At 49.6% G+C, this 14,961-nt stretch carries 15 protein-coding genes and 1 pseudogene; 13 read left to right on the top strand and 3 right to left on the bottom strand.

The window, feature by feature from the left end:
- Positions 1 to 22 precede the first annotated feature (22 nt).
- Positions 23 to 388, top strand: coding sequence for a cupin domain-containing protein (locus tag GFD32_RS10215; RefSeq protein WP_089689177.1), 366 nt, complete (start codon positions 23 to 25; stop codon positions 386 to 388).
- Between the two features lie 290 nt (positions 389 to 678).
- Complete coding sequence (locus GFD32_RS10210) at positions 679 to 1,617, top strand: GGDEF domain-containing protein (RefSeq protein ID WP_163576446.1); 939 nt, start codon at positions 679 to 681, stop codon at positions 1,615 to 1,617.
- A gap of 30 nt (positions 1,618 to 1,647) precedes the next feature.
- Here GFD32_RS10210 and fabF read toward each other — a convergent pair whose 3' ends face one another.
- Positions 1,648 to 2,913, bottom strand: coding sequence for a beta-ketoacyl-ACP synthase II (fabF, locus tag GFD32_RS10205; RefSeq protein ID WP_163576445.1), 1,266 nt, complete (start codon positions 2,911 to 2,913; stop codon positions 1,648 to 1,650).
- A gap of 89 nt (positions 2,914 to 3,002) precedes the next feature.
- Between fabF and GFD32_RS10200 the strand changes: the two genes are divergently transcribed.
- Positions 3,003 to 3,647 (top strand): TetR/AcrR family transcriptional regulator, encoded by a 645-nt coding sequence (locus tag GFD32_RS10200; RefSeq protein WP_163576444.1) that lies wholly within the window; start codon positions 3,003 to 3,005, stop codon positions 3,645 to 3,647.
- A gap of 198 nt (positions 3,648 to 3,845) precedes the next feature.
- On the opposite strand, the gene GFD32_RS19950 is transcribed toward GFD32_RS10200, so the two are convergent.
- Both GFD32_RS19950 and GFD32_RS10195 read right to left on the bottom strand, forming a co-directional pair.
- Complete coding sequence (locus GFD32_RS19950) at positions 3,846 to 3,932, bottom strand: hypothetical protein (RefSeq protein ID WP_240455619.1); 87 nt, start codon at positions 3,930 to 3,932, stop codon at positions 3,846 to 3,848.
- A 93-nt stretch (positions 3,933 to 4,025) separates the two neighbouring features.
- Positions 4,026 to 4,477, bottom strand: a pseudogene (locus tag GFD32_RS10195) (phage integrase N-terminal SAM-like domain-containing protein); the annotation flags it as partial.
- Positions 4,478 to 4,760: 283 nt separating this feature from the next.
- On the opposite strand from GFD32_RS10195, the gene GFD32_RS10190 reads away from it, so the two are divergent.
- The 10 genes from GFD32_RS10190 to GFD32_RS10145 all read left to right on the top strand — a co-directional run bounded on the left by GFD32_RS10190 (position 4,761) and on the right by GFD32_RS10145 (position 14,519).
- Positions 4,761 to 5,894, top strand: a complete 1,134-nt coding sequence (locus tag GFD32_RS10190) for a potassium channel family protein (protein WP_163576443.1) — start codon at positions 4,761 to 4,763, stop codon at positions 5,892 to 5,894.
- Between the two features lie 57 nt (positions 5,895 to 5,951).
- Positions 5,952 to 6,770: a DUF6602 domain-containing protein gene (locus tag GFD32_RS10185; protein WP_163576442.1), complete on the top strand. Its 819-nt coding sequence runs from the start codon at positions 5,952 to 5,954 to the stop codon at positions 6,768 to 6,770.
- Positions 6,771 to 6,851: 81 nt separating this feature from the next.
- Positions 6,852 to 8,081 carry a hypothetical protein gene (locus GFD32_RS10180; RefSeq protein ID WP_163576441.1) on the top strand — a complete coding sequence of 410 codons (1,230 nt, stop codon included), beginning with the start codon at positions 6,852 to 6,854 and terminating at the stop codon, positions 8,079 to 8,081.
- Between the two features lie 1,032 nt (positions 8,082 to 9,113).
- The gene (locus GFD32_RS10175) at positions 9,114 to 9,539 is read left to right on the top strand and encodes a hypothetical protein (RefSeq protein ID WP_163576440.1); all 426 of its coding nucleotides are present in this window, start codon (positions 9,114 to 9,116) and stop codon (positions 9,537 to 9,539) included.
- A gap of 130 nt (positions 9,540 to 9,669) precedes the next feature.
- Positions 9,670 to 10,341, top strand: coding sequence for a BrnT family toxin (locus tag GFD32_RS10170; RefSeq protein ID WP_163576439.1), 672 nt, complete (start codon positions 9,670 to 9,672; stop codon positions 10,339 to 10,341).
- Between the two features lie 83 nt (positions 10,342 to 10,424).
- On the top strand, positions 10,425 to 10,682 hold the full coding sequence (locus tag GFD32_RS10165) for a hypothetical protein (protein WP_163576438.1): 258 nt from the start codon (positions 10,425 to 10,427) through the stop codon (positions 10,680 to 10,682).
- 93 nt (positions 10,683 to 10,775) lie between these two features.
- Positions 10,776 to 11,867, top strand: a complete 1,092-nt coding sequence (locus GFD32_RS10160; protein ID WP_163576437.1) for an HNH endonuclease signature motif containing protein — start codon at positions 10,776 to 10,778, stop codon at positions 11,865 to 11,867.
- Between the two features lie 88 nt (positions 11,868 to 11,955).
- Positions 11,956 to 12,735, top strand: a complete 780-nt coding sequence (locus tag GFD32_RS10155; RefSeq protein WP_163576436.1) for an aminoglycoside adenylyltransferase family protein — start codon at positions 11,956 to 11,958, stop codon at positions 12,733 to 12,735.
- A 255-nt stretch (positions 12,736 to 12,990) separates the two neighbouring features.
- Positions 12,991 to 13,416: a hypothetical protein gene (locus tag GFD32_RS10150; RefSeq protein ID WP_163576435.1), complete on the top strand. Its 426-nt coding sequence runs from the start codon at positions 12,991 to 12,993 to the stop codon at positions 13,414 to 13,416.
- A 95-nt stretch (positions 13,417 to 13,511) separates the two neighbouring features.
- Complete coding sequence (locus tag GFD32_RS10145; RefSeq protein WP_163576434.1) at positions 13,512 to 14,519, top strand: hypothetical protein; 1,008 nt, start codon at positions 13,512 to 13,514, stop codon at positions 14,517 to 14,519.
- The last annotated feature ends 442 nt before the right edge of the window (positions 14,520 to 14,961 follow it).

Genomic DNA, 14,961 nt, shown 5'->3' with positions numbered 1-14,961 from the left:
CGAGTTCGAGGAGGGAAATCTTATGCCGTCAGGCGTCGTCAATCTAGCGGAGAAGTTCGCCAAGGTTTCCGAATTCTGGTCACCTCGCGTGGTCGCGGAGATGAACGACTACCAGTTCAAGGTAGCCAAGTTCGAAGGCGAGTTCATATGGCACGATCATCAAGAGACGGACGAAGTGTTTCTGGTGATCAGCGGTTCCATGGGGATCGAGTTTCGGGAGGGAACGGTGCGACTCTCCGAAGGAGAGATGTATGTGGTCCCGAGAGGCGTGGAGCATAAGCCGTTTGCCGACTCGGAATGCCATGTGCTTCTCATCGAGCCGCGAGGCGTCGTCAACACGGGGGACGAAGGTGGCGACCTCGAGGCCGAGAACGACGTCTGGGTTTAGTCGCCTCGACATGCGTTCGCCATGGCTCGCCCGGCCTTCGTGAAGGCATACGCCGAGCAGATGGCGCCTTTAGCGGCGGTTGACTGAGCGACCCGATGGCTCCCACGATGCGGAATCCGTGTTCTTTTGAGTCGGTGTGCCCCGTGTCGCCGGCTTTCGATGCTCCCCTCCGCAGCCGTACGGGCTATAGTGCAGACCGAGGAGTGGTGTCTGAGCATCATTCCTCTTCACTATTTGCGATCTCGACCATCCTTCGCTGCGATGTCAGCTTTTTCCGAGGCCATGCATTCATGAGTGACGTTCCCGCGGACATGAACCTTGGCAATGCCGTGTACAAGACGCTGCTGGAGTCTACCCAGGCCATCCCCTGGAAAATCGACTGGGGAACGTTGCGTTTCGCCTATATCGGACCACAGATCGAGCGCCTGCTGGGTTGGCCTCGGGGCAGTTGGGTCAGCATCGACGACTGGGTGGAGCGCATGCATCCGGAAGACCGCGACCGGGTCTTCGGCTTTTGCGTCGCGCAGTCGAAGTCGGGTATCGACCACGAGGCGGACTACCGTGCGCTGAAGGCGGATGGTAGCTACGTATGGATTCGTGACGTCGTGCACGTGGTACGCAACGAGAACGGCGAAGTCGAAGCGCTGATCGGCTTCATGTTCGACATCAGCGAGCGCAAGAAGAACGAAGAGACGTTGCTGCAGCTGCAACGCGAGCTCGAGGAGCTTTCGTACCAGGATGGCCTCACCGGTGTCGCCAACCGCCGGCTGCTCGATTCCGTGCTGGAGGCAGAGTGGGCGAGCGCTCGACGCAGCGGTGAACCCCTTTCGGTCATCATGCTCGATATCGACAGCTTCAAGCAGTACAACGACCACTACGGTCATCTGGCTGGCGACGACTGTCTACGACGTGTTGCGCAGATTCTCGGGTCGTCGATCGTGCGGCCGCGCGATCTGCTGGCGCGATTCGGCGGTGAGGAGTTCGTGCTCGTCTTGCCGGAAACCGATCTTAAAGCCGCTCGGCAGGTAGCAGAGCGCTGCCAGGCCGCCATCAACGATGCGGCCCTTCCCCATCGCGCCTCCGAGGTTTCCCACCTCGTCACCGTCAGCATGGGCGTGGCCACCGCATTTGCGGCGGATGGTGGTGGCCCGTCCAGCCTGATCGAGAAAGCGGACCGGCATCTCTACCGTGCGAAGCAGGACGGGCGGGATCGTATCGTTGCGGAGTGACAATGGGTGCAATCGATCCGAGGAGCTCACCTACACCTTGCTGACGATCAGCGCCGCATTCACCCCGCCGAAGCCGAACCCGTTGCACAGCACGTGCTGGCTGCGGTGCTCGCGTGCCGAGCCCGAAACGAAATCCAGATCGCTCAGATCCTCGTCGGCATTTTCCAGATTCAAGGTTGGGGGCAGGCGGTCGTGCATCGTCGAAAGGGCGGAGAAGATGCTCTCCACACCGCCGGCGGCACCGAGCAGATGGCCGGTGGCCGATTTGGTGGCGGAGATCGGGATGCCGGCAAGGGCGTCGCCGAAGGCATTGCGCAGGGACGCGATCTCGGCCCGGTCGCCGACAGGGGTCGAGGTGGCGTGAGCGTTGATGTGATCGATGGCCTCGGGAGCCAGTCTCGCCATCCGCAGTGCCGCGCGAATGGCCGCCGCAGCGCCGGCGCCGTCCTCCGGGCCGGCGGTGATGTGGTGCGCATCCGCGCTGGTGCCGTAGCCGCTGAGGATGGCCAGCGGCGTTGCCCCGCGTGCCTCGGCGTGGGCCAGGGTTTCGATCACCATCAGCCCCGCGCCCTCTCCCATCACGAAGCCGTTGCGTGCCTGATCGAACGGGCGCGACGCCTTGGTGGGGTCATTCTGCTCGGTGGAGAGTGCCTTCATGGCGTTGAAGCTGGCCAGCGAGAGCGGGTCGATACAAGCCTCGGCACCACCCACCAGAGCCACCTCGGCCTCGCCGCTGCGGATCAGGCGCATGCCATCGCCGATGGCCTGCACGCCCGCCGCACAAGCCGTTACCGGGCAACCCAGCGGCCCCCGGAAGCCATAGCGAATCGACACATTGCCCGCCGCCAGGTTGGCCAGGAAGGCTGGCACGGTGAAAGGGGAGAGCCGTCGGTGGCCACGCGTCGACAGGGTGTTCTGCGCCTGGGTGATGGTAGGAAAGCCGCCGATGCCGGAACCCACGATGGTGGCGGTGGCCTCTCGTTCCGCATCGTTCGAGGGGAACCAGTTGGCCTGGGTCAGCGCCTCTTGCGCCGCGGCCATGGCGTAGAGACTGAACAGCTCCAGCTTGCGACGCTCCTTGGCATCGAGCACACGATCCGGGTCGAGGCCGGCTTCCGGGTCGCTCTCGATATCCGGCACCGCCCCCGCCACCTTGATCGGCAGCTCGCCGGTATCGAAGCGGGTAATGGAGGTAATGCCGGAGCGGCCGGCCAGAAGGCGATCCCAGCCGGCATGAACGCCGCAACCAAGCGGGCTGATCATGCCCATGCCGGTGATGACGAGCGGTGATTGCATGGTGATTTCCTGAACGGCTTGGGTTTGTGCCACGCTAGCAGCCGGCTTGATATGATCAAGATAATATTCAGCGTGGGAGTGAGATCGCCATGCCCTACTCGACGAACCGCAAGGCCAAATCGCGAGAGCGCATTCTCAAGTCGGCCATCGAACTGTTCAGCCGCAAGGGGTTCGAGAAGGTCTCCATCGGCCAGATCATGAAGCTGGCCAAGATGACCCACGGCGCCTTCTATGCGCACTTCTCCTCGAAGGAAGCGCTCTACCATGCCTCGGTGCGGGAAACCCTGGAAAGCAGCCGTGCGGCCCGGCTGGTCAAGGGGCCGCTCTCGGTGAAGCACCTGACGGAGCTGGTTTCCAATTGCTGGAACCTCCAGGAATTGGAACGCAAGCACAAGCCGGGGCCGGAGACGGTACTGTTCAACGAGATCGGCAACGAGAACGCCGAAATCCGCACGCTGTTCGAAGCCTCTTACCTGCGCATGAAGAAGATGCTCGAAACCCGGCTCATCGCCCTGAGCCGCCTGAAGAAACTCCCCTTCGAACCCGACCGCGAGGTCATCGCCGACAAAGCCCGCGTCATTCTCGCCTCGCTGGTGGGCGCCGTGGCCATCGCCAAAAGCCTGCCCGGCGAGCAGGAGCGGCAACGCATTCTCGATGCCGCCCAGCGCAACATCCTGCAGATGCTCGGCGTTGACGAAAGCGAGCTGGACGGCATGCTGGGCGAAGCCAGCTAACAGCAACCCCGCGCGATTCCTGAGCCTCACTCATGCTTTCGTGGGCGTTGCCCTCGGTGTAACGGCTGGTTACGGTACGGCAAAGGCCGCTGAAGATGGCTAGAGTGACCAAGTACGCAGGGACTACCGCATGGATGGCAACGGGTCATCGCAGCATGCCCAGGTAGGGGCGGTAGCGTGCCCGAATGCCCCCGAGCCTCAGCCCAGCGGGCTGCGTACGCCGGCAAAGCCTTTGCCCAGCACGTGGGTGTAGATCTGCGTCGTTTCGACACTCTTGTGGCCCAACAGCTCCTGTACCGTCCTGATATCCGTTTGGCCGTAGAGATTTGATGTTGTAAGGCGGGGATACAGGTCGCAGGGAGCAGGGTGGTTCTGCCCTTGTCGCCCTTGCCGGCTCTTATCGTCAGTACCTGGCGGTCGAAATCGATATCGCGTACACGCAGGCGGCAGGTTTCGAGTACCCGCAATCCCGAGCCATACATCAAGCTCGCCATCAAATGCATGGAGCCGGAGAGTTGATTCAACACGGATGTCGCTTGTTCATGGCTCAGAACCACCGGCAACCGACGCGGTTGTCTGGCGTGCGCGAAATCACCGATATCTCCGAGAGGCTGATCGAGCACATGGCGATAGAGGAAGACGACAGCATTCAGCGCCTGGTTCTGCGTGGCCGAGGCCACACGTCGATCCACAGCGAGGTGTTCCAGGAAAGCCTTCACTTCGGGGCCACCCATGCTGGCGGGATGACGCACACCATTGAAACGAATGAAGTAGCGTATCCAGTAGCAGTAGGTCTTCACGGTGCGAGGGCTGTAGCGTTTCACTCGCATGATGGCCTTCACGCGATCCATGAGCTTTGGAGGGCGGCTGTGCGCGTCCATACGCTGCTCCTTGCGTTCCTTGTCTATGTATATTTATACAGTATTATAGGTTCCAGCAAAACGCGCAACCACGCGAATTCTGCATAGGTTGCCGATGTATTCTTAGCTTCCAAGAATATCAAGGGGTTACGAAGAATGGGCGGGCTAGATAAGATTGTTGAACGCGTTGGCACGTTCAAGTGGAAAAATGAGCGTTCTATACAATACGCTGTTAGCTTTCTCTGGAGTTAGTATGGAAACATTGAGATCCCTACTTGATGAACTGAATATACGTACAGAAAAGCAGTTAAGAAGATATATTGATGAAAACTACGAGACTACAAATAACGTTCCTTTTAAGATATTAAAAAGCTCTGACTTGATCAGGGGGGATTCTGAAGATCGTGTTTACTGTTTGAGTTTTGAATACGATAGAACGATTTTTGATATGGAAAGGATTGAAATATCTAACTCATCTAAAATTAGTATTAAAGACTGTATATTTACAGGCGAGCTGTGCATCAGAAATAAAGAGGAGCATTCTTTAGGCATCTTCATGGACTATGTCGCCCTTGGTGGTGGGCTTGTTATCGCTGGCGCAAGCTCTATCACCGACATTAACCTAACGAAAACAAATTCTCCTGAATTGAAAGTTGTAAATAATGAGATAGGTTTGCTGTCAATTTCCTCGTCAGATATATCCTATTTAGCTATTGGTGACTGTTTTGTAAGTACGCTTTCCTCATGCTTCAATTATTTTGGAACAGTTGATATTTCAGGGAATAGCATAAAAGATATTGTTTTTCCCTACGGCCAAGTGAACGTATTTGCTCAGAAAGCAGTTAAAACGGATAAGTGGTTAAATTCAATCAAAAGCAATCATTCTTTTCTTGATTTTTCAAAACATATAGACTTTGACAGAGAAGCAAAGAAAGAAAGGTTAAAAAGGTCTAACGATACCTTTAACTTTCTTATCAAAAATTCAGATTATCACATGAGTAGTAAAGAGCGAGCTAGGTTAAAGTACCTCGAAAGTCTCTCATCAATTGATAATCAATTTAAACGATTTGTCTTTAGGGTTTTTGGCGGCCTGATTATTCCGTGGAGAATTCTCGCCATTATTGCTGCCTCGATTATCGTATTTTCTCTATTTTATGTTATTCCTGGTTCGTATTTTAATGCGCCTGGGCCGGATGGAGATACTGTTCAGCGTGGACTTGGTTATTGGGAGGCGCTCTATTTCTCTGGTATATCATTTACTACGATTGGCTATGGGGATATTTCCCCCATTGCTCAATCTAGATTTTTTGCTGTCGCAGAGGGAATAGTTGGAGTTATATTGTCAAGCAGTTTTTTGGTGAGTCTTGTTCGGCGTTATATCGATTAATAAGCTAACAAAGCGCTATTGCCGGATTGCATTTCCGCTAGCGCTACAAGGAAACATATGAAGATAATTCAAAAACACCTGAACAATATTCAGTCGACACTGAAGAGTTACTATGATCTAACCTCAATATCAGGACATTCCGGCAATTTAGGCACCTCTAGAGAACTTATTATAAAGCACTTCCTAGAGTCAAACCTTCCTAGCTTTTTAGATTTTACCAGCGGAGAGGTATTTGATTCATCCGATAATAGAAGTGGTCAACTTGATATCATCATACATGCTGCCAGCTCGATGAAGTTAAACATCGCATCGAATATCGACTTGCTTCCCGTCGATAATGTGCTCGCTGTCATTGAGTGTAAGTCAAAATTGCAGACTGGCTCAATGCTAGACGGCGGTAAGTCAGCATTAAAGATGTCCTTAGACGCATGTGTTAAATTAAAGCGCCTAGATCGGATTAATCCGATAGGTATGGATAAACAGTACCTTGCTTACAATAAATTACCAGAAAACACACCTGATATTTTATTTGAGAAGTCAGGTCTTAATCCTACACAGAGGCTCACACCATACATGATAACTGCCTTCAAAGGGCCTTCTGAAGAAAAACTCCGGAGTTGTCTATGGGAGTACATGAAGCACAATCAATTATCTATTGATCTTATGCCTAACGTGATAACTGTACTGGATAAGGGTTTTTACCTAGTTAAAAATGACGGATTTTATATACCTTATGTCAAGGATGGGAATGTTCACTGGTCTACTATGAAAGAAAAATCGAACACTTTGCTTGGTTGTTATATGTATCTTATGAAGTTATCAGAAGCTATGCGGTTTTCTCATAATTTCTTTCCCGTAAGCGAGTATTTAAAATAGTGCTAGCAAGGCCATGCACGCGATAAGCGCGTGATGGCGGCGTTAGCGCTAATCTTATCTGAAGGCAGATGTAATCTTTAAATGAATACAGAAAAAAATAAAATATCCCGTGTCAAAGAGGCAATTTTAACCGCTGATCAAAATTCTTCTCTTAAAGATGTTATAAATAGAGATGAACCTGTATTTAGCGGCATAAGAATGTTGTACTCTACAAATTTTAGTGGCGCACCATTGCAGGTGGATGACTCACTGAAGCATATTATTTCAGGTATATTCGCCAAAGATCGATTGCTGGCGTATTCAGATTCAATCAGAAATGAGATGGAACTGGGAACATCTGTTATTTGCTTTAAGCAAAGAGCATTACTTGATACGAACTTATTGTCTGACCTTCCAAAGTACTTCAAGGGCGTCGATATTACCACAGCGGAAAAAGTCGAAGATGTCTTGATCGTGATTGAAAGAGTGTATGGTGGCGGGTTCGATTATTCTTTCGCCATGCTAGAGAACTTAAGGCAATTTACTTGTGACAACAACCCTCATCCGGTTAATAAAGTCTCAGCTGCAATTTACTTTGATCACAAATTAAGAGGTGCTATTAATAAATCGAACACGGAAGGCGATATATTCGAGCCATATATTGAGCAAGCCGAGACCATTTGGATGAGCTTTAGGTCAAGTGAAGTCATGTGGGGCTTGATAGATCGAAGAGACCTAATTTATGCAGTTATGCTTAAAACCTTTTATATGTGCTGGGCAAGTACAAATATCACTATAGAAAGGGCTCTCCATAGTATTGTTGACTATTGTTTGGATGAGCTGGGTGTATTACCCTTCAAAGAAATCTACTTCGCATGGAAAGTTGTAATTGGATTCAGCGTTGGTTTCTTTACGCCTGTTTTTGATGAGGCCTCTCTTAAGTCGCCTAAAAATGACTCGGTAAGGCGCATCGGTGCCCTCGCATGGGATCTGTTTATATTTAGATTCACTGAAACTTTGCTCACAGAAGAGACTGGTAACAATTTTTACATTCCAAGTGTAACTACTTTAGATAAGGGGTTACTCGATACGATATCAAGCTGTCCAGTAAAGGCTATGATTTCTTTTCCGGAGCTTAAATATGTCGAAACAATCTTCGAGGATGAGCTTCTGTTTCAGCAGTGTCTAGACTCCTCAATATCAGCGAAACAGAAAGAGAGAATTTTTGATGTAAACAGAGACATTAAAGGAGCCAAAAAGTCTAGACAGTATATATCTATATCCATATCCGAGTTAGAGAAATCAATAAGTAAGCTAAACTCAAAGCGCTAACAAGGCGCTGCACTCGGATAAATTACTCGCTGCACTCCTAATTTACCGGTGAGCGCGGCGTTAACTTTTTTAGGTATGCCTATGCTCGACTCGGAAGTCCAAGAACTGGCAGATAGGATTGCTAGTATGCTGCTTTCATATGCAGCCCATGGGTTGGCGACGTCATCGATGAGTGGGATGGGAGAGATTACCTTGAGAGATGGGCTGGTAGCGGCTGCCGCAGCCTCAGGGGCGAGTCAGAGCCAACCGTGGATCATTGACCGGGAAATTCAGCCTCAAGGATGGCTAGACTCAGCGGTAGACCTATATATTAAGTCAAAAACCAGCCATGGCAATATCCGAGAGGTCGGAGGAGTAGAGCTCAAATGGTGGCGGCGTGATGACGCAGGGAATGCTTCTAATCGGCGGCGCGATCTGGTGAAAGACTTTATTAGGGCAGCATCACTTTTTGCGCAAGTAGACGACTTTTCAGTGGTAGCCTTATTGTCGACAGACGTTTCATGGTCGACAACCACGAACACGCGGGGGTCCGATGCGCAAGTCATGTCGTTACTAAGCGATAGCGGATCACAACGCTGGAATATCAAGAACATGAAGTCATCTAAGGCTATCCAGGGCTCGGTGCGCTACTTGAAGGGAAAGATTCAAGTTCCAAATGCCTTTCACTCCAAATTAAGAAGTGAATACTCTTTGTCATTTTCATCTGGGCATTTAGCGTTCGCACGAGTTTGGACAGTGAAGAGGGTGCCAAATAGCCGGATTATTCCAGTGGACGAATTGGATAGGCTGGGTAGAAGTTAACAATGGGTTCAACAAGGACGCTGGCACAGCCAGCGCCTGTTAACCCGCGCGTTAAAAATGGAGAGAGACAATGGCATCTGTAACCTACACATGCACAAATTGCGATAAGGTAGCCACGTTTGAGACGGAAGGCGCAACTATGTTTTTGATGGACGATAATGTTCCGAGGCCACCTACTTACGTTGTTAATTGTCTAAACTGTGGCACAAGAGACTCGGTCACAGTTGAGCAATGACAGACGAGAAAATCGTTCAGGGTAAAGCTCGGGCGACCACTGAGGACGAAGCCTTTTACATTCAGTGGGGCTACGAAACGGTCAAAGCCAACATTGGGACAGCTAATGAAGTTCTGAAGTTGCTGATAACTATTAATGTGGCTCTGATTGGTGGTGGCGCTGCTTTTCTCTATAAATCAGATGTGCCTGAAGGCTTCCGTATAATAATACTGTCCGCCTTCTTCATCGGTCTTATACTGGCATTTGCCGGGGTATTTCCGAGAGAGTCGGCAATCGATATTCGGATTCCGGATAAAATTAAAGCACATAAAAACCGTGTGCTCGATAGCAAGCGCAGGTATCTATGGGCCGGATCCGCATTTACAGTCTTCGGGCTATTGGCGTCAGCAATGGCTGTAAGCGGACTCCGCATTTGTTTTTAACAAGGCCAGGCACGGCGACGTCTACTACATTGCGGCTTCGCCTTCATTTCGTAGCCGCGCGTGCTGAGCGGCGTTAGGCATCCGAGGTACCGGTTTCTGGGGAAGTCCAGCAATCTTTACGAGCAGAAAAGTGGAAAAAGATATAAAGCTATTTAATAAAGCGAAAGAATTGTTGTCTTCTCTCAGCGAGGAAGAGCTTTCAATTAAGTTAGATTGCCTTGAGCTAGAAGAGGAGCGGAAACAAACGCTTATTAACATCCTGGCAGGGAAAGTAGATATAGATTTTTATGGTAAATTAGATATTTTTTTATATGCGATTAAGAATCTATTTCGAGACGAGTTTGAATCGCTGGCCGCAGGTAAACATTTGTATTCAAGCTGTGAGTTATATGAATTCGATCCTTCTAAAAATGGACAAAATCTTATAAAGCATGGAATTTCTTTTGGGGAGGTTGTTAGTTACTCACGTAATTTTGGTGCCCTTATGGTTCCCTGTCCCGATAAAAAAGATTTGGAGCGGGTTGTGATATTTTCTGATCTTGCTAATTTGGCGGATAGGTACCACCTAAAATTACCGTTGAATATTAACGTACAAAGTGATTGCTATGTCATTTCCATTGTCCACACTAGGGAAATGAGGTTTAGATTCATTTCATCGAGAGTGATGAGTAAAACTAAGCATAGGAAAACGTTGAAGAATGCTCTTAAAAATATATATCCCGAAGATCCGGAAAAGAAAAGAGAGTTTATAGATAGATGCATCGAGATTCTCAATGAGAACTTGTTGGAAAGCCATGCCTAACAAGCGCAAGCAGTCGGAAAAATTACTCGCTTCGCTCGCAATTTTCCGCTGTTGCGGGCGTTAGGAAATAAGGGATATGTTAGATGAATTTTGATTTCATAATTTCAATTGATGAAAATATTCATGATCCACTCATGATGGGTGAGGTTGATATTGTAAGAGAAATACTCGATATAGCGGAGCAAGTGACGACAGCAGGACGAAAGGTTGTAGTTCAGCGCCAGTACACCAATGCAGCGCCCGATACTATCGAAACTTTTACTAAACCAGAGCAGGTGCAGGCATGGCGAGAGCGGCTAAACAAAACTCAAGGAATGTTGGGTCGTGAGAGCATTTCCTAACAAGGTGCGTCATTACGCCGTCGCAAGCGTCGGCGGGACGCTCGTAAACTCGCGCCCATGCGCACGGCGTTATGCATTTGGAACTGAAGCTATATGAGTAAGAGGACAGTCAACGCTCTTCTGGCAAGAGGTATCGACAGTAAGTTGGCTGAAAGCCTATCTGCGAAAAAACACACCATGGCGTCGCTTAAGCAAATGCCACAGGAGTCTCTTCTTAATTTAGGTTTTAGTAGCGAACAAGCAGAGCGATTGCTCCAGGAGCCTCGGCCTCCTATACCTGAAGAAACTTTGCTGCGGGTGCTTTACCGAAGTAGAAGGACCTGTTGTGTCTGTAGGGACCCCAAAAAGTCAGTTGTTGTTCATCATATTGATGAGTGGGCGTCGTCGAGAAACCATTCGGAGAGCAACCTGATTGTTCTATGTCTAGACCATCATGATCTCGCTCACACGAGAAAAGAGCTTTCTCAAGGTTTGTCTCGATCTGAGCTCATTACGTCCAAGGAAAACTGGGAAACTGATGTAACAAAGCTTGACGCAAAAGCTATTTTGGCACTTAAAAATAGCCGTGATTTCTCTCGTTGGGATTGGGTGAATATTCAACGAGTTTTTGAGCTGGCTATAGACCGAAGTATCGCGTGCACAAACACAAAGATAACAGGTTACCTCCGAAGTCGTGGGTATCTAGATGGGAATGGATTCCTTTCTTCGACCGACAACTGGGCTCAGCATAACCCTAATGGGTTTTGGTTCACTGATATCTCTGATGGAATGTATATCTCTTGGTATCTCTCGAACATAGTCGATCAGGTATTGGAGTCTACACCCGTAATAGATATTACCTCTTTCATACCCTATAAAAGCGAGCTGAAATCTGTCCTTTCAGAAGGAGACTATTTTGTAGCGCAGCTGCCGTTCTATTTTTCGGACATAGATAATAATGAGAGAGGGAAGACTCAGATGCGCAGGTCCTACTACCGAGGTTATGGTGTTCGAATCGAATATACCTTTGATGCCTGGCTCTGTTTAAGCTCATCAGCCCGATATGATGCTATGACAGGTAGAAAAGTTAAAACGGTTTTCGGTCTTGTCAGAAGCATCACTGATGAAGATGGTGAACTTCTGATTTCTGTTTCATGCCTAGCGGCAGGTACGGCATTTGAGCCCCATGCAGCTAGAAGTGCATAACCAAGGGCTGCAGCTGACCGGTTTTTCGCTGACGCGCTAAACCGGCAGCTGAGCCCAGGCGTTAGGGCGAGAGGAGTTTCCGGAGTATATGGCAAATATGGAGATACCAGATGAAGCGAAGCAGGCACAGTCAGCCGTTGAAGGTGTGCTTGGTGATTCGATCATCGGCATTTATCTCTTTGGCTCTGCCGTCGTTGGTGGTTTGCAGCGCGACAGCGACGTAGATATCTTGGTCGCGGTCTCTGATTCGCCTACCTTTGAGCAAAGAAAGGCCTTGGTATCTCTGTTAATGAGCGTATCCGGCGCAATTGGGAATCTACAAGCCATCAGGCCGCTAGAATTAACTGTGATGACGGTTTCTGATGTCGTGCCTTGGCAATTCCCGCCTCGGGCTGAGTTTGTATACGGTGAGTGGTTGCGACAGGAGTTTGAGGCCGGAAGTGTTCCGGAACCAGTCCGCGATCCTGATCTTGCAGTTGTTTTGAAGAAAGTAATCGATAACAGCCTGCCTCTGTATGGGATCTATGCTGAAGAGCTGTTCGATCCGGTGCCAATGAGTGACATCCGACGGGCAATCCATGATTCTTTGCCCAGTCTTCTGGCTGAGGCAACGGGAGATGAACGCAATGTCGTTCTGACCTTGTCACGTATGTGGCTGACCGCTGCTACCGGCGATATTGCTCCAAAAGATGCGGCTGCGGAGTGGGCGGAAAAGCAAGCATCCCCTGACCACGCAATGCTATTGAGGTATGCGCGGGATGGATATCTGGGAAAGATTGAGGATCGATGGGATGAGAAGCAGGAGGATTTCGAGACACTTGTTTCTTATATGAAAGAATCGATTGAGGAGTGCCTTGATGCCCCATAGGAAGAAAAGCCCTAACCATCACAGGCACAGGGACAAATTTTCCGCTGCGCTACAAATTTGCCCGTGCTGTGGGCGTTAAAAATGGAGAGAGACAATGGCATCTGTAACCTACACATGCACAAATTGCGATAAGGTAGCCACGTTTGAGACGGAAGGCGCAACTATGTTTTTGATGGACGATAATGTTCCGAGGCCACCTACTTACGTTGTTAATTGTCCAAACTGTGGCACAAGAAACTCGGTCACAGTTGAGCAATGACAGACGAGAAAATCGTTCAGGGTAAAGCTCGGGCGACCACTGAGGACGAAGCCTTTTACATTCAGTGGGGCTACGAAACGGTCAAAGCCAACATTGGGACAGCTAATGAAGTTCTGAAGTTGCTGATAACTATTAATGTGGCTCTGATTGGTGGTGGCGCTGCTTTTCTCTATAAATCAGATGTGCCTGAAGGCTTCCGTATAATAATACTGTCCGCCTTCTTCATCGGTCTTATACTGGCATTTGCCGGGGTATTTCCGAGAGAGTCGGCAATCGATATTCGGATTCCGGATAAAATTAAAGCACATAAAAACCGTGTGCTCGATAGCAAGCGCGGGTATCTATGGGCCGGATCCGCATTTACAGTCTTCGGGCTATTGGCGTCAGCAATGGCTGTAAGCGGACTCCGCATTTGTTTTTAACAAGGCCAGGCACGGCGACGTCTACTACATTGCGGCTTCGCCTTCATTTCGTAGCCGCGCGTGCTGAGCGGCGTTATGCCAAGGGAGAGTTTTGAGTGACCGACATAGTCTGCCTTCTGGCCCTTGTATTGTTGCCACTTCTTATTCCTTTATTGGTCGTTGCGGTTGTCTTAGGAAGTGGCTCTTGGGTTTTTGAGCGCTTCCAGACAACGCTGGCTCTGGACGAAGATCGGGGGCTTGCTGAGCAAGGTCTATTGTGGGTATCAGTACTGTCACCATTTCTATATTTTCTTGCCCTTGGTGTAATTTCTTGGAGCGGTCATTCTATCTCTTTGACAGGTGATGGTTTGAAGGTGTTTTTCTCGATCAGCGCTCTTCCCCTAGCGACTTTATCCCTCTCTCTGCCATTATCTGTTCTTGTGTCCCGCCTGCATGCCACCAAGCAAACGGCTAAGCAGATTAAGATCTCACAGCAGAAGAACAACATCGACCTTTTCCACTCTCATAGAAAAGAGCTGTTTAGCTATTTTGGTCAGATAGGCGAAGTTGAATATCTTGATTGTTTAACTGGTAGATTTAAAGTACATCCGCGAGTTCATAAGATATTCTTTACTGGTAAGCCTGAGGATGGAATTCCGCTTATAAATCAAGAAGCATTCGAAGATATTGAGAGAGAGTTGTCTTCAGCCAGGTGGCAGCTCAACTCAATCATCCGAGATGTCAATCCAAAGATGACCTACAGCTTCTATATTGCCAATTTTTGCAGCACAATTTATCGCCTAAGCCAGAAGCTTGGGTTGCCGGAAATTTATGTTGAACTTGCCCAGAATAGCGTCTTGGTTCCGACGAAGCTGAATCGCGGAGAAGAAATGGAGCTTTTAACTGTTGGAAAAACCACTGATGAAGCCGTCGCTGCATACAGGTATGCCAAAGGGTACTTTGATAACCTATGTGACTTCGCTGGGCGAGAACCAGCAATTACAGAAGATGAAGAACTTAAGTATATTGACGTGGGCGGAAAGTTTAGGACAGTAAAAGAAGAAAAAGTTATCGAAAGATTGCACGGGAATGACATCAAACAAGCCGTCAAAGCTAAGGCATAACAATGCGCTGCTAGGGACAAACCTACGCTGCGCTTCGGTTTGCCCCAGAGCGCGGCGTTAAATGTCACTGAGTTTCAAACAGCGCACGTAAGGGACTTGCAATGCAACCAACTGTGGAAGAACGTCTTCGCTCGCTAGGTCTAGAACTACCCTCAGTTACCAAGCCAAGGGGTAACTTCCACCCCTACGTCATCTCGGAGAGCATGCTCTATCTGTCCGGCAAGGGGGCACCCCTGCGCGACGACGGAGACACCGTCCCAAAAGTAGGGGCGGAAGTTTCTGTCGAGCAGGGGCGGGTCTATGCTCAAGAGGTCGGTAAACGCTCCAGCAACCACATCTACCGCAGTTGATCGCCACTGATCACACTGGTGACCTCTGATAGACGGGAGGACACCATGAACGAACTGACCTCGACGCAGGCCTTCTGGCTTGGCCATCTGTT

The sequence above is a fragment of the Halomonas faecis genome, assembly GCF_010993975.1.
GTDB classification, from domain to species: domain Bacteria; phylum Pseudomonadota; class Gammaproteobacteria; order Pseudomonadales; family Halomonadaceae; genus Halomonas; species Halomonas faecis.
This window is presented reverse-complemented; position numbering and strand designations above follow the sequence as displayed.

Excerpts from the sequence above, each read along its gene's own strand:
- GFD32_RS10190 (WP_163576443.1), top strand. The coding sequence starts at position 4,761 with ATGGAAACATTGAGATCCCTACTTGATGAACTGAATATACGTACAGAA.
- fabF (WP_163576445.1), bottom strand. The coding sequence starts at position 2,913 with ATGCAATCACCGCTCGTCATCACCGGCATGGGCATGATCAGCCCGCTT.
- GFD32_RS10180 (WP_163576441.1), top strand. The coding sequence starts at position 6,852 with ATGAATACAGAAAAAAATAAAATATCCCGTGTCAAAGAGGCAATTTTA.
- GFD32_RS10210 (WP_163576446.1), top strand. The coding sequence starts at position 679 with ATGAGTGACGTTCCCGCGGACATGAACCTTGGCAATGCCGTGTACAAG.
- GFD32_RS10200 (WP_163576444.1), top strand. The coding sequence starts at position 3,003 with ATGCCCTACTCGACGAACCGCAAGGCCAAATCGCGAGAGCGCATTCTC.
- GFD32_RS10155 (WP_163576436.1), top strand. The coding sequence starts at position 11,956 with ATGGCAAATATGGAGATACCAGATGAAGCGAAGCAGGCACAGTCAGCC.
- GFD32_RS10150 (WP_163576435.1), top strand. The coding sequence starts at position 12,991 with ATGACAGACGAGAAAATCGTTCAGGGTAAAGCTCGGGCGACCACTGAG.
- GFD32_RS10185 (WP_163576442.1), top strand. The coding sequence starts at position 5,952 with ATGAAGATAATTCAAAAACACCTGAACAATATTCAGTCGACACTGAAG.
- GFD32_RS10175 (WP_163576440.1), top strand. The coding sequence starts at position 9,114 with ATGACAGACGAGAAAATCGTTCAGGGTAAAGCTCGGGCGACCACTGAG.
- GFD32_RS10165 (WP_163576438.1), top strand. The coding sequence starts at position 10,425 with ATGAATTTTGATTTCATAATTTCAATTGATGAAAATATTCATGATCCA.
- GFD32_RS10215 (WP_089689177.1), top strand. The coding sequence starts at position 23 with ATGCCGTCAGGCGTCGTCAATCTAGCGGAGAAGTTCGCCAAGGTTTCC.
- GFD32_RS10160 (WP_163576437.1), top strand. The coding sequence starts at position 10,776 with ATGAGTAAGAGGACAGTCAACGCTCTTCTGGCAAGAGGTATCGACAGT.